The following is a 14,579-nucleotide window of genomic DNA, read 5'->3' on the forward strand; positions in this document are numbered from 1 at the left end:
CTGGCGAGTCATAGACCCAGGAAAGGATGCCGTTGCTTTATTGCATTTTTCCGCTTGCGGCGCGGACTAACTGACGCGCATCTCTTCGCGAAGCGAAAGATGCCGCATATCCGCCCAGACCTCACTGACGAACGCCAGGAAGGCCTCTTTCGAACCCTGCTTGCCAGCCTCCGCCCACCCGAGCGGCAAGGCCTTGGTCAACGGCCAGATGGAATACTGCGTTTCCTGGTTGACCACCACTTCATACAGCGTTTCCGACTGAATCGAACGGTTGGACATGCACGCTCCTGCAAAAAAAATGTCATCGACCGGGCGGACGACGAACGCATTCACCACACGGAATTGGCCTGCAACGAAAACGCGAAGCGCGCCACGCTGATGCATGGCGATCTGATCTTGAATCCGTTTTAAGGCATGAACAGAAGAGAGCCATGCAGACACAAATCCATTGCACTCATCGCCTGTATTCTTCGAGTACCACGGAGCGGCTTGTCAATAAGCATGTTCTTGCGACTGGCCGCAGGAACGTGAAAAACATCATTTCGCGTGACCTGCTCGCACGTACGCATTGCTCATGCGTGATCGAATGCAATCGTCCACAAGCATTGATACCGATCCAATGCGAAGCAGTTCTCAAAAATGCGATCGAAGCGACCGACGCCGAGCCAATTGTCGGTGCTCTTTATAGATGTGTCCTAAACCCCCAATAGTCCTGACACCCTGCCCGCTGCAGCGTACTAAGGCTGCGCACCGATCTCGTCAGTTAACTCAGAAAATGAGGCCCATGCGGCGTCAGCTGTTATCGACGGCACCGACGAGCGCCCTCGAATCCAGAGGGTTAGCGTCTCGGTTTGAATCCTGCCTCGGGTCCGCTTCTATCTCCCTGAGCCCGCTGCCTCCTTCTTCAAGCAAACTATCCGATACGACCTATCAAGCGCCCCTGGTTTGCCATTTTTGATGGAGCAACGCCTGCACGATAAGTTTCCTTGCCCCCGTGGGATTGGCAGGATCACGAAATAGGCACGCATTCACATATAGCCTTGCCATCAATAACATGTGGCACTTCTACCTCTCCCTGCGGACATACAGGTGCATTGGGATGGAAACGTACACAACCGCTTCCAACGGCTGCAACGAGGCCGGGACCGAACGCAGAGACATCTGCGGTCAGCCCGGCCAATATCGGCTGCAAAGCTAGTTCACGCAGCACTCCTCATTTCGCCGACTCCTGCGCATTCCTCAGTGGCCTGGCCTTCCGAAGCAACTTCTCCACTTCTTCACTGGGGGCGACGGTCGATCCTTCCGGACAGATAAACGGATACTCGCGATCGTCGATGATCGGCTCGATGCCGAAGAAATCGTTGAGTACCGATTCCGATGTGCAGTAGGCGCCCTCCACCCAGGCTTGGTCGTTCGAATAGGCCTCGCCGACGATGAAGATATCGGCGTCTGCGCCATCGATCAGTTGCGAAGGTTTGCGGATCTTGCGCTGCACGTCGCCGATGTCGAAATGCGGCGCCCATTCGTGATAGCCGGCGTTGAATGGAGGCAGTGACCAATCCATGTAGGCGGCCTGCAGCGGTTCGGGTACGGCGCTGAAATCGGTGTTCGGGCCGAAATGGAGTTCCGCTAGCATCTTGCGTAGCATCTTCACCATGCGTGCCGGCACCTTGCGTGGACCGTCCAGCGGTTGCGTGTCCTGCGAAACCGGTACTTCACGCTGATGCTTGGGACCCAGTTCCAGCTCCTGCCAGAACGCGGTGTTGTCCTCGTCGTCGTAGCTGGCGAGGATGCCGTAGATGGGCTTCTTTTTCGTTTCGGTCGCGTTGTTGCCGAAATACACCACCATGCGAATCGGCGAGTTGGTCACGCTCGGGCCGATGGTGTTGTTGCGCGAGATGGCGGTCAACTGCTTAGTCTGCACAACGGTCAGTGCCTGTTCGGTGATGTTCTCGATCGCTTCCACCATATCTGCCGCGGATTCGTAAGGCACGTCGATCAGCGTCCGCATGGCCTTCAACGCAGCCGCGGGGAATTTCTGCGCACGCAATTGAGCGATCGTATCGGGTGTGATCGTGTAGCCGATGATCTGTGCGGGATAAGGCGCAGGACTTTCGATGTCCGGTGCCCACCACGGCTGATCGAAGAACATGCCCACCTTGTACGACGGCTGCATGATCGTCGCTTCCAGATAGAGGTTCACCTTGTCGTGGTTGAGCACGTCCACTTCGCCGCGCTCCGGGAGCCGGAATCGCGTGGCCTGCGCCACCAGATCGATCGCGGCGCGGGGCATCGCCATCCATGCCGCGTCGGCCTCGCGCGAGCCGGCGGCGATATTGGGGTTGTCGCGATGGGCGTACGTAAAGACCGCCTTGCCCGATTTTCCCAGGATCGAATGCAGGCGTGTGTCGGGGTGATAGCGGAACTCGATGCCCTTGGCCTTCGCCAGCTTCGCGATCTCCTCAAACAACGCGTTGAACATCCCCGAATAGCCGATCGATAGCGTGCGGTATTGGCTACCTGGCGTGAACTCGTTATTGATGTTGAACGAAACCCCGGCATGCGTGTTGATGACGTTGGAGCTATAGCCGTTGCCGTCGGCGGCGTAATCGTAGCCCTCTGCACCCAACTGATCGTAGAGCAGGTTCCAATAGCCGATGTCCTTGAGGTAGTCGCCTTGCTGGAAGATGCTGGATTCCGGCAACTGCGCGGTGATCCTTCCATCCTGATAAAAGCGGCACCAGTCGCGGCGGGTGAAATCCCCCCAGGGCTTGGTCGTCGCCAGGTCTTGCACCGTCGTGAAGCCCTGGTCGGGCGTGGTGGCGGCGCCGAAGTTGTTTACCGCGTACGGCGCGGGTGTGTTCGAGCCGATGTTGTTGAGATAGAAGTTCCGCGAGCGCAGGTAGAACAGTTGGTTATTGGTGACGTTGAACGGCACCGAATATTTGTTCAGGCCAAGCTTCGCGATCACGGTACTGACCACACGGTGACCGGGCGCCAGGCCGTTGTTCGGATCCGGAAATGCCTTGGTCGGCGTGCTGTCCCAGTAGGAATAGCGCATGCCGCCAAGCTCGACGAACGAATCAGTCTTATCGTTGTTGTAATGCCAAGTGCAGATGCGGGCGCCGGCCGCGCGGGTGCCCGGATGGCGCTTGGAGAAGTCGTAGCGGCCCCAGTCGTACAGCTCCAGCACATCGCCCTTCTTCAACTGTTTCGCGGCGAACTTGGTTTTCTTGCATTGGCCTTCCAGCAGCCGCCAGGTGGTATAGAGACCGGCGGCGCCGGCGCCAAAGATCGAATAGGTTTTCTGTGTCATGCTCGGACCCCCTCGAAAATGAGAATGGACGCCTTATTCGCTGCCGAGGCGATACATCTGGCCAGGCAGATCCTTTTGCGGGATGACCACTTCGACTAGAACAGGTTTGTTCTTGATCCCTGCAATGCGTGGCAACGCGGCTTTCAACCCATCGACCGTCTCCACCCGGATGCCTTCCGCGCCGAACGCCTTCGCCAACGCGAGGTAATCCCACTTAGGCAGGATGTCGAAGGTATCGAAGGTGTGCGTCGGACCGGGCTCGAATGCAGTCATGTCTACGTACACCTGCTCGATGGCGTAGACCTCATTGCTCATCACGAAAATGACCGCGTTGAGCTGATTGCGTGCCAGCGTGGACAGCGACTGACAGACCATCATGAAGCCGCCATCGCCGGCGACCGTCCACGCGCGCTTGCCGCTACCCAACTGCGCACCTGCTGCGGCGCCGGTCTCGAAGCCGATGCATTGCCATGCTGCTGAAGAGATGAAGCTGCCCCGCGACAGGCCATAGCAATTGCTGGCAACGTACATCGCCGAACTCACGCCATAGGTCATCACGATCTCTTTCAGCAGGTTCTCGTCCTGCAGAAACTTCATCGTTTGCGCGAAGAACCGGTTATAGGTGATGACTTGTGGCTGGGCGTCGTAAACCGGGTCCGAATTGCTCGCCCACGGCTCTGGATATTGCGGCTGGGGTGGCGCCTTGGCCTTGATCGGATAACCGCTCTTGCTCGCCTTGAACTTCGCCAGCAGGGCTTTCATGAAATCGTGCAGGGTTACGTCGCCATACTTGAAATAACCAGCGCGGACGCCAGTGGTATCGGCCAACACCATGTCGGCGTATTTGGTTTCGATAAGCACGAGATAGTCATCGGTGATGATGGCGCCCAGGGTCAGCACGCAATCGGAAGCTTCCACGATATCCCGTACCGATTGGATCGACGCGGCGTCGGAGTAGGTGCCGATAAACTTGTCGCCCTGCTCGTCCAGCACGGCTTTGCCGAGCGTCGTCGTGGTATAGAGAAAGCCGCTGGCGTCGATGATCTGTTGCAGCAAATCGGACAAGCCGAAACGCAGGATCTCCACGCCAGCGAGAATCAACGGCTGCTTTGCCAATGTGATCTTCGTCCAAGCCTGATTCACCGCGTTGTTAAGCGCAAGCTCCGGGCTGTGAATGACGCGCGGCTTGAGCGGCGTGTTCGATGGACGTGGACAGGGTTGGCCCCAGACTTCCTTGTAACAGGCGATATACACGGGACGCTGATTGGTGATCGCATCCACCAGCAATTCGTCAATCTGCTCGGCGGCCCCGACATTGGTGCTGAGCGTGATCGCTTTAACGGTGACGTTCTCGTAGATCTTACGGTCCGAGTCGAGGTCGCCAGTGGAATGGTGGAACAGCACGTCGTACATGTCGGTGATATCGCGCATATCGGCACCGGGCGTGGCGCTGATAACCACGATCGGACTGCGTTCAACCCAGGCACCTGCAACAGCGTTGAGCGCACTGTAGGCGCTCACTCCGAATTGCAGTGAAACCGCCGCAAGGCCGCGGCTTCGCGCGTAAGCATCGGCGGCGTAAGCGGCATCCAGTTCGTTGATCGCGCCAATCGTGTTGACGCCGTCGAAATGCTCCAGCGCCTGGGTGAATTGCTTCACGTAATCGCCAGGGATCTGGAAAACGTCGGTGACATTAAGCTGTTTAAGTCGGGTTAGCAGATAGTCGGCAACGGTAAAGTCGGTGGCCACGGGCGGAGCGGAGGCGATAAGCGCCCTCTTCGAGAGGATGTTTGTCATGGCGACCCCCATGATCCGCGTAGTCCGCCATCGTCAAAACTGAGTATCTTGAACGCCATCGCATCACTCCTTTAATAAATGGAATTGCTCGGCAAAAGGTGCGCTCGTTATATCCGTCGTGCTTCAGATGACGAATGCTTGACGTTGGGCGGATATCCCGCACTTTGCATAAGCGTGCGAAGCCACCTCAACGGACAAAAGCTAACCGCCTACGCGGAGATTACGCATAGAAAAAGACACGCGTTGGAACATGTCTAAGACAAGAGATGCTTCATTCTTAGCTTCATAATCCCCCCGAATTACTGTGAAAACCCGGATTAATCGTGACATTTCGCTCAATGGGCGGAGCGAGTGTGATGCCGGATATGTGACGCCCACGTATCTTTGTGGTTACACCGGTGACTAGACCCGCGTGGATAGTTTATCTATAAACGTATCCAATAAATACATTTCAGCACAATGTATTATATTTCGAAGGCGTCCGCTCAATGATAAACTTACTTTTCTTATGCGACGTCGACAATGCCAGAATTTTATCTAGCGCGCACCTTGTGATGGCGACAGTCTCTCAAGAGCCACGTCTTGCAACGACTCCAGCACAAATTTTTTACTAATCGAAAATTCACCGATAGTCAGCAAAGTTATTTCGCAATAAGCCTTCACTACAACATGTCTTGGTCGGAAAATTGGTACTTACATTGTTCGATGGACGTCAGATTGAGCTGCTCAGTGAGGCATGACATCTTGATGAGCCTTCTGGCTACGCAACGACGCCAGAAAGCTCTACAGTTGGACTGATTACGTGGTGTGTTTTTTGGCATCGAGACGACTCGCTCGTTGGTCCCATAACGCATCCGGCGGAAGTGGCTGACTTAGCATGGCCATGAGCAAGTGCTCAGGAATGGACTCGCGATCAGGATCAACAACGGCGCGATAAGTTTGGATCAGGTATTGCGCTAACGGCGCGCGCACCGTGAACGACAGTCCGGTGTCGTTGTGCAATTCCAAGTGAATGGGATGTCGAGCTCGTGGCTGGTACACCGATCCTCCCCTTCCCCAAAGGTAGTGAAACCGATCGCAACCAAAGCCAAGCATCGCATTTTGCATTAATGCGTGTCGTGAAGGTACCGTGAAACGACTGAACTCAGGGTCGGCGGAGCCATTTGCCGGGGTGGGCGACTTGTTCATGCTTGACGGGAGATTGGTCGCCGAGCGCCGAGCGCAGCCTGACTAGGTTGTAGAAGCAGGCATCGCCTCGGAGTGATTGGCATAGTCGCGTTGCCAGACGCGTTCCATCTTCAAGTGGAAGGAGATGCGCTCCATCACGGCGTTGCCCCATCGCCCGACATCCACTTTCCATGGAGCGCCTCTGTTTCCTCGTTCGCCGGAAACAGGGATTCGATGCGAAGTTCTTGTGCGGCAACACTATGCGGTGCGCCCACCGTGGTCACCATCGAAAAGTAACTGAGTACTTTGTCTCCCTTCTTAAATCCAATCGGAATCATGGGCAGGTTCGGCGCCGATGCGACCGATCCATACAGCCGCCACGAGGGATCGACACCCGGATAAGCAAACACTTCATCGAGCAAGCTACGCGTTCGTTCGTCCAGAATGCGCCCTACCGTTTCACGATAGACGCGCTGGATGAGGCTTCTGGCTACCGTTTCCCAATCCACAACGAATGGCCGCATACCATTCGGATCAAAGATGAGATGCAACATATTGCGAGGACCGCTGCGCGCCGCCATGTCGATGAACGACCCGAAAAAACGTGGCGATGACTCATTGGTAATCAGTACGTCCCAATAGCGATCCATGACGATCCCGGGATAGGGATCGTGCTGGCGAAGCATGCGATCCAGCGCGCGAGTAATGCCCTGCATTTCTTTGGCATTCCATGGGGCCTCCGAGTAGACCGGCGCATAACCGGCAGCCAGGAAGACAGCGTTTCGCTCGCGTAACGGGACATCCAGCGACTGGACGATACTGGTCAAAGCCTGACGACTTGGCGCGCTTCGTCCGCTTTCAATAAAGCTCAGGTGTCGCTGTGAGATACCGGTATCGACCGACAGATCCATCTGGCTGGTACCGCGTATCTCCCGCCAATGACGCAGCAGCAGTCCCAAATCATCGGAGAGATGTTTCTGGTCCGTACGCGCAGTACTCATTTAAGCCTTCCTCGCACATGAAGCCCACGATATGCATGAGATGCGCTTGTTTCCCCGCAGTTCAATTGTTCCGAATGGCCGCTCGTTAGAGCGGACCCAATGACAACCAGTCAAGGAATCAGGCTCTCGGTGCACGCCAACGATAGGCCTGGAAGGCATCCTCCAGCGGCGGATTGGTGACGTTGCCATTGTAGTTGGTGATAGTGGACGCGGCGACGATGGCAATCACCTCCAGAAGGCGATCCTCGCCGAAACCGGCATCGAGGAATGCCGACTTATCCAGCTCGCTGAGATGTCCGCGTTTTTCGATAAGCGTGCGGGCCAGCGTGGACAACGCAGCGCTCCCCGCATGCTTGGGGGTGCGGCGATCGCGAATGGCATCGACATCCGCCGGATCGACGCCCTCTTTTACAGCCAAGAAGGAATGGAACGCAACGGCCCAGGGACACGCATTGGTCACGGCATTGGTAAGCAGCACGATTTGAATCTGCGCTTCGGAAAAACTGCCGCCGTGCACTTTGCCGAAGAGGCCGACCAGGCTGCCGATCAAGACAGGAGACGTAGCCATGGCACCCGCAATATTCGGGATGATGCCGAACGCACTCTGCAACGCCTGAAGCGATGGCTTGGATTGTTCGGGAGCGGATTCGATCGTATGGACGGGGAAAGCTGACATGGGATTGCCCTCTATGAATGGGTGCATCGGAATCGATGGCGGTATACGCACCCTATGCATATGAGCTCAAGAAACCAATTACCTGAAAGGTAATAAGACGTAGGAGAACATTTCGGACGGCCAGACGGCAAAGTCGCGTTAGAGAAATGGCCATTGCCTGAGCGTGACAGTTTCACCGAACGGCGATTGGGTGGCGATGTCGCCGAGAGCTTGGTGTGCGATGAAGAGAGCAATGGAATATGGCCACCTTGCCGCTTGAGGTGGCTATCGGCCCATTTTTGTACCCCCTATGGAGCGGATCGATATGTGTACATCGGTATGCCAACACGATTTTCATCGTAGTCCGACAGGGGTAGAGCCACCCTGCCCTACCCTCGATAACGCGTCCTAATCACTAATCACCCCGCCCTGTAGCTGCTACGAGATGAACAACGCAGGCCTGGTCAATGTCCGCTTTGGGGATCGACGAATACGGACATTCACAATGGACATAGAGACAGCCGAGAGAGCAACCGTCACTAGCGAGACGTCGTGGCATCCGTCTTTGCCGCTACTTCAACGTATAAGTCAGCGTGCCATATCCAAGTTGGTCGAATCCGCCGCTATTGGGGCCATAGTTGCCGCCACCGCCCTCCGGGCGCACTTTCTCAGCGGCCATGCGGAGATAAGGAGCATCCAGTCCCTTGAGCACTACGTAGTGGTTGTAGAACAGCTCCCACACCGGGCGGGTATTGCCGCGCCCGTTACTTGAGATGGTTGGCTGCGTTACATCGCTGTTGCTGTAGGTCGTGTAGGGAACGTCATGCCCAAGGTTGTACTTGGCGATGTATTCGACGCCCTTGAGTGCGCGATTGTCGTCATAGCCGAACAGGTCGTCGTGCTGATTCCAGGCCATCTGGCAGAACGCGCCCAATAGCGCCACGTTGAGGGTATTGTGTCCCTGGTCGCGCCCGCTTTCCTGGGTCTGCCCAAGGCCATCAGGATAGATCTTCCACACCACGTGTTCGATGGAACCATTGCCTGCACCGTGCTTGAAGTATTCGACGGCCTCGTCGTAGATATCGCGACGATCCGTCAGAATGCCGATGGCCAGCATGGATGACATATTGGCGAGATCCCAGTTGGCCCAGTAGTGATCGACCTTCTGGCCGTTGTGATGCACCAGAAACTGATGATTCATCGGATAGAAGACGTTGAGCATCATGGTTTTGAAGCGAACGACATCTTGCGCCGGCCAGCGCTTGTAACTGCGCATGATCTCCGCTGCGTTGGCGAGCTGGTAGCCGTAAATACCTGACGCCAGAAACTTGTCGGATGTGCCGTTGATCTCGGTCAAAGTCTTGGACCACGCGTCCAGAATGGCGACGGCCTTGTCGGCATAGGCGTCGTCACCACTCACCTTCCAGCGTAGGGCAAGCGCATACGCAGCCGCGGCGTCGTTGAAAAGCGCCGCATAGTTCTCCCGATGAGTGCCGTCATAGCCACGATAGACCATGGCCTGAGGGTTCGCGGTCCAGTTCAGTGAGGCATGGGAATTTTTAATCAGCACATCCCAGCCATCCGTCCAAGGCTGCGCGTTGTGCGCCACCTGCGACTTCATGCGGTCAAAATCGGCCGTGGTATGTAAGGCACCTGGGTGAACGAAAGAACTTGCCATCACCGACGGCGCAATCAGTGCCAGCGCGACCGATATGCCGATGAAACGGCTCAGGCTTTTGAATGAAATGCTCAACGTCTTCAACTCCGGGAGAAGAGGATTATCTCTACAGAACGCACGTCATCAAGGTTCAGCCGACCTTGCTCCGCAGCGATCGCCGCAAGCGTAAATTAAAGGGCATTTCCGCCCGGAGTCAAAGCGATGGCATCGTGGCTCACGCCGATGCAATGTGGCGCAAGTCGTACTTTGGAAAAACATGAGGCGGAAGCGCAATTTCATAAAGGCGGAGCGCGTCTCGTTGCCCCGAGTTTCAAAGGGCCGCTCCATGCACTGCATCGCATTCGCGGATGTCTTGCAACTTTTGTGGCGAACGCAAATGAAGAAACGTTAAGCGCCCTCTTCAATTTCGTAATTGTGCCTCTACCGTCATGGCTCCAGCATGCGCCCTCTCATGCAAAGGCATGCGCGGTGCACCTCGGCCAGCGCACATCCTTAGTGTGTGTATCGCTTATCTTCTCGATGGATGTATTCATGCTTCCCCCTGTATGCAGGGAAGGGTTTCACACTCTTAATACAGAAAATCATGCCTCTATCTCGCCGATCGTTTCTCGCAAGAATGGCTATCGGGCTTACCTCGCCTTATTGGCTACCGCTCGCCGCCAGGGCGTCATCGATCAATCGCACTTCATTCAAGCCCACATGGGGCTCGCTGCAGGGTTACGTGGCGCCACCATGGTTTCGCGATGCCAAATTTGGCATCTGGGCACACTGGAGTGCCCAGTGTGTCCCCGAGCAAGGCGATTGGTACGCGCGAAGCATGTACATGCAGGGCGAGCCGCAATACGAATACCACTGCCGCACCTTTGGACATCCATCCCGGTTCGGCTTTATGGAGATCGATAACCTGTGGAAGGCCGAACAGTGGGATCCAAACGAACTGATGCGGCTGTACAAGGCGGCCGGCGCAAAGTATTTCGTCGCGCTCGCCAATCACCATGATAATTTCGACACATACGACTCTACCCATCACGCCTGGAATTCGCTCAACGTCGGGCCGCGCAAGGACATAGTCGGAGGCTGGGCCAAGGCGGCGCGCGAGCATGGGTTGAGGTTCGGCGTCAGCAACCATTCCGCCCATGCATGGCATTGGTTCCAGACCGCCTATGGCTACGACGGCGAAGGTCCACTGGAGGGTGTGCGCTACGACGCGGCACGCCTCGCCAAAGCGGATGGAATCGGCACATGGTGGGAGGGCCTGGATCCGCAAGAGCTATATACCGGACCCAACATGGTCTTGCCCGAAGGCATCCGTGGCGCAGCGGCTGTCAAGCAGTGGCACGAACAACACGACGGCATATGGATGGAGACACCGTCGCAATACAACCCGCAGTTCGCGCGGCAATGGTTTCTCCGCTGCAAGGATCTGCTCGATAAGTATCAGCCGGATCTGCTGTATTTCGACGACAGCGGACTGCCGCTTGGACAGACCGGACTCGACATTGCCGCCTATTTCTACAACGCGAACCGCCAGTGGAACGGCGGGCGACTAGAGGGTGTTCTCAACGCGAAAAAACTCATGCCAGAGCAACGCCATGCACTGGTAGAAGATATCGAGCGCGGCGGCAGCGATGCGATTCGCCCCCTGCCCTGGCAGACGGATACCTGCATCGGCGACTGGCACTACTCGCGAGCGCGGTTCGAAGCGCACAGCTACAAGAGCGCCGGCACGGTAATTACAAGTCTGTGCGACATCGTCTCCAAGAACGGCAATCTCCTGCTCAGCATTCCGTTGCGCGGCAACGGCACGATCGACTCGGACGAACGCCATATCTTGGAGGAGTTGGCGGCATGGATGAGCGTCAATGGCGAAGCTATTTTCGGCACGCAGCCCTGGCGGGTTTTCGGGGAAGGTCCCACCAAGGTCGCGTCCGGCATGTTCGGGGAGAACAACGCCCAGGCATTCACTGCAGGCGACATACGATTCACCACGAAGGGCGATGTGCTATTCGCCATCACCTTGGGCCGGCCTACTGCCTCGCATGTGACACTGAAATCGCTGGCGTCGAACGTTGCCGGCACCATCGATCGCGTGGAAATGCTCGGTTCGCCGCTGCCGTTGCGGTTCAAACGCGATGTTCTGGGGCTCACGCTTGAATTTCCGCAGCAGATACAGGGTAAGCACGCTTTCGTATTCAAGCTCATGGGGCATGGACTGACCAGCGCAACTTAGGATTGCGTCATCATTCGGCGCGATTGATCGCTTCGAAAGCCAGAGGCCGGGTCGGCATCGTCCCATTCATATGCAGTGAAAACAGCGCGATTTTCGTTACGTGCTCTACACCACGCATGCCACGTGACGATCATCACAACGTCGTTGCAGCGTCGTTTTTCGCAATCGCGAATGACGTTCTTCGCAATGCCGCATGCCGCGCAATGCGCATAGAGTTCCGCTTCGCGATCGCGTGCGGTACCTCACCATGCTCCCCGATGTCGTTTGTTCGTCAGCATGCGGACCGGGGAATGAAATGAGGTGCGACATAACGTACCGCCGCTTTCGCAAGGCACGTGGCGATCTATTTTTTCGCTGCATTCAAAACGGCGCAATGGTTCGCCTGCATGCGCCCCGCCCTGATGGATCAGCGGCGACGGAATACCGCGGCGAGCCGATATCAATTTGGAGGGGATCATGCAGAAAATCATGTCGCGGGCCGTCGCCCGCGCTCTTGCCTGTGGCGCGCTCGCGCTGTCATCGATGGCAGCGTTCGCGCAGTCATCGACACCGGCTTACACCTGGAACAACGTGCGAATGGTGGCCGGCGGCTATGTCGACGGCATCATTGCGCATCCCAAGCAACAAGGGCTGTTCTACGCTCGCACTGACGTCGGCGGGGCCTATCGCTACAGTTCACAGACCGCCACCTGGATACCTCTCAACGATGGCATGCCGCCGGAGAATGCGCAGTGGATGGGCATCAACAGCATCGCCATCGACCCTTCCAATCCGAACATGCTTTACCTGGCGACGGGCTTGTATACGTCGTCCTGGGCTGCCAATGGCGCGGTGCTCGTGTCGTCGGACCAAGGTGCGCACTTCACCGCACATCCGCTTAGTTTCCGCATTGGCGGCAACGTGGACGGGCGCAATGTGGGCGAGCGCCTGCAGGTGGATCCGAACAAGGGCTCGATCCTGTTCTACGGCACCTCTAACGAGGCCAACCAGGCCAGCACGAATGGCTTGTGGATCAGCACGAACAGCGGCAGCACCTGGTCGAAGGTGAATGGCTTTACTGCGCTGTCGAGCGATGACACGGGTGCGGGCGTGGCCTTCATCGCCTTCTACAAGCCCTCCGGCACCGCAGGCTCACCGACCAAGATCCTCTTTGCCGGCGTATCCACCGGCACGGCCAGCACGACGCTTTACAAGAGCGCCGACGGCGGTGCGACCTGGGCGCCGATTTTTGGCGGCCCCAGCGGCCTCATGCCGCAGCGCGGCCTGATCGGCCCGGACGGCAGTCTGTACATCACTTACGGCAACGCCGTCGGACCCAACGGCATGACGGCGGGACAAGTCTGGAAGTACAGCATCGGCCTGGGCACCTGGCAGAACATCACGCCGACGGATCCCTACAACTATCCGTCCGGCTTCAGTGGTCTGGCGGTGGATCCGGCGCGCCCCAGCACCCTCGTGGTAATGACGATGGATCACTGGTGGCCGGACGACACGATGTACCGCAGCACGGATGGCGGTTCGACCTGGAAGGACGTGGGCAGCAGCGCGGTACGCGACTCGAGTCTGTCGCCGTGGATCGTGCCGCCAGGCAAGGCCCAGGCGCCGTTTGGCAATTGGGGCGAGGCGGTCATCGATCCCTTCGATTCCGCGCATGTCATGTATGGCTTCGGCGGCGGCATTTGGAGCAGCTCCGACCTCACCGCGGCGGATGCCGGCAAGCCCACCCATTGGAGCGTCGGCGCCAATGGCATCGAGGAAATCGTGGTGCAGGGGCTACTCTCGCCGACCGCGGGCGCGCCATTGATAAGCGCCCTGGATGACGTCTGCGGTTTCGTGCATAACGATCTCAACATCGCTCCCACCACCCAGGTCACCCACCCCATTTGCAGCAACGGCACCGGCCTGGATTTCGCCAAGAGCTCACCATTGACACTCGTGCGCGTGGGCAGCGGTGGTAACAACGTGTTCGGCGCAGTGTCGAGCGACGGCGGCAAGAACTGGACCCCATTCGCCAATCAAGCGGGCTCCACCAAAGGTGGCGGAACGGTGGCGATCTCCGCCGACGCCAGCACGGTCGTATGGTCTCCGTCGGACGTGGCGCCGGTGGCCTCCACCGATCACGGCAGTACCTGGCATACCCTTGCCTACCCTTCCGCCAATGGCATGAGCAGCCTGCCGATCGGCGCACAGGTACTGTCCGACGGCATCAACGGCAATCTGTTCTACGCGTGGGACCAGGCGACGGGCACCTTCTTCAGCAGCTCCGACAAGGGCGCCAGTTGGTACGCCTCAACCACATCGGGCTTGCCCGTGGTGCCGTCCTGGCAGACCACCCAGGCCGTGACCGTCACCGGCGTGCAGGGCGATATCTGGCTCGCCACGCAGTCCGGTCTGTATCGCAGCCAGAGTTCCGGCTGGAACTGGAGCCAGGTGGATGCGTCCACAGTCAGTGCCGCTATCTCGATCGGTTTCGGCAAGGCGGCCGTCGGCAAGTACTACCCGACCATCTATCTCGCCGGCACGGTGGGCGGCATCACCGGCCTGTTCCGCTCCATCGACACTGGCGCGACCTGGGTGCAGATCAACGACGCGCAGCACCAGTGGGGCGGCCTGTGGCGAGTGGCCGGTGATCCTCGAACGTTCGGCACGGTGTACCTGGGCGCCGGCGGCGGCCGCGGGATCATCTATGGAACATCGACCAACTGACGCCTGAGCGCGTCATGCGGCAACACCTC

At 57.7% G+C, this 14,579-nt stretch carries 9 protein-coding genes; 2 read left to right on the forward strand and 7 right to left on the reverse strand.

From position 1 onward, the window contains the following. Nucleotides 1-66 precede the first annotated feature (66 nt). The 7 genes from DVJ77_RS21495 to DVJ77_RS17310 form a co-directional block, all read right to left on the reverse strand. Nucleotides 67-441: an MbtH family protein gene (locus tag DVJ77_RS21495; RefSeq protein WP_225428061.1), complete on the reverse strand. Its 375-nt coding sequence runs from the start codon at nt 439-441 to the stop codon at nt 67-69. A 772-nt stretch (nt 442-1,213) separates the two neighbouring features. Further along, nucleotides 1,214-3,316 (reverse strand): FAD-dependent oxidoreductase, encoded by a 2,103-nt coding sequence (locus tag DVJ77_RS17285; protein ID WP_225428062.1) that lies wholly within the window; start codon nt 3,314-3,316, stop codon nt 1,214-1,216. Between the two features lie 33 nt (nt 3,317-3,349). Continuing rightward, entirely contained in the window at nt 3,350-5,113 is a 1,764-nt protein-coding gene (locus tag DVJ77_RS17290) for an alpha-keto acid decarboxylase family protein (RefSeq protein WP_114846833.1), read from the reverse strand. 798 nt (nt 5,114-5,911) lie between these two features. Continuing rightward, nucleotides 5,912-6,301 (reverse strand): hypothetical protein, encoded by a 390-nt coding sequence (locus DVJ77_RS21190; RefSeq protein WP_162791542.1) that lies wholly within the window; start codon nt 6,299-6,301, stop codon nt 5,912-5,914. 134 nt (nt 6,302-6,435) lie between these two features. Further along, a complete protein-coding gene (locus tag DVJ77_RS17300; protein WP_114846775.1) occupies nt 6,436-7,281 on the reverse strand; it encodes a helix-turn-helix domain-containing protein in 846 nt (281 codons plus the stop codon). A gap of 118 nt (nt 7,282-7,399) precedes the next feature. Then, nucleotides 7,400-7,957 (reverse strand): carboxymuconolactone decarboxylase family protein, encoded by a 558-nt coding sequence (locus DVJ77_RS17305; protein ID WP_114846776.1) that lies wholly within the window; start codon nt 7,955-7,957, stop codon nt 7,400-7,402. Between the two features lie 550 nt (nt 7,958-8,507). Next, on the reverse strand, nt 8,508-9,689 hold the full coding sequence (locus tag DVJ77_RS17310; protein ID WP_114846777.1) for an alginate lyase family protein: 1,182 nt from the start codon (nt 9,687-9,689) through the stop codon (nt 8,508-8,510). Between the two features lie 508 nt (nt 9,690-10,197). Between DVJ77_RS17310 and DVJ77_RS17315 the strand changes: the two genes are divergently transcribed. After that, complete coding sequence (locus tag DVJ77_RS17315) at nt 10,198-11,844, forward strand: alpha-L-fucosidase (RefSeq protein WP_114846778.1); 1,647 nt, start codon at nt 10,198-10,200, stop codon at nt 11,842-11,844. A 456-nt stretch (nt 11,845-12,300) separates the two neighbouring features. Continuing rightward, nucleotides 12,301-14,550 carry a sialidase family protein gene (locus DVJ77_RS17320; protein WP_114846779.1) on the forward strand — a complete coding sequence of 750 codons (2,250 nt, stop codon included), beginning with the start codon at nt 12,301-12,303 and terminating at the stop codon, nt 14,548-14,550. Nucleotides 14,551-14,579 lie beyond the last annotated feature (29 nt).

The organism is Dyella tabacisoli (genome assembly GCF_003350925.1).
Taxonomy (GTDB): domain Bacteria; phylum Pseudomonadota; class Gammaproteobacteria; order Xanthomonadales; family Rhodanobacteraceae; genus Dyella_C; species Dyella_C tabacisoli.

What these genes read in the sequence shown, in the direction of transcription:
- DVJ77_RS21190 (WP_162791542.1), bottom strand. Translation starts at nt 6,301, where the DNA reads ATGAACAAGTCGCCCACCCCGGCAAATGGCTCCGCCGACCCTGAGTTC.
- DVJ77_RS17305 (WP_114846776.1), bottom strand. Translation starts at nt 7,957, where the DNA reads ATGTCAGCTTTCCCCGTCCATACGATCGAATCCGCTCCCGAACAATCC.
- DVJ77_RS17315 (WP_114846778.1), top strand. Translation starts at nt 10,198, where the DNA reads ATGCCTCTATCTCGCCGATCGTTTCTCGCAAGAATGGCTATCGGGCTT.
- DVJ77_RS17300 (WP_114846775.1), bottom strand. Translation starts at nt 7,281, where the DNA reads ATGAGTACTGCGCGTACGGACCAGAAACATCTCTCCGATGATTTGGGA.
- DVJ77_RS17320 (WP_114846779.1), top strand. Translation starts at nt 12,301, where the DNA reads ATGCAGAAAATCATGTCGCGGGCCGTCGCCCGCGCTCTTGCCTGTGGC.
- DVJ77_RS17285 (WP_225428062.1), bottom strand. Translation starts at nt 3,316, where the DNA reads ATGACACAGAAAACCTATTCGATCTTTGGCGCCGGCGCCGCCGGTCTC.
- DVJ77_RS17290 (WP_114846833.1), bottom strand. Translation starts at nt 5,113, where the DNA reads ATGACAAACATCCTCTCGAAGAGGGCGCTTATCGCCTCCGCTCCGCCC.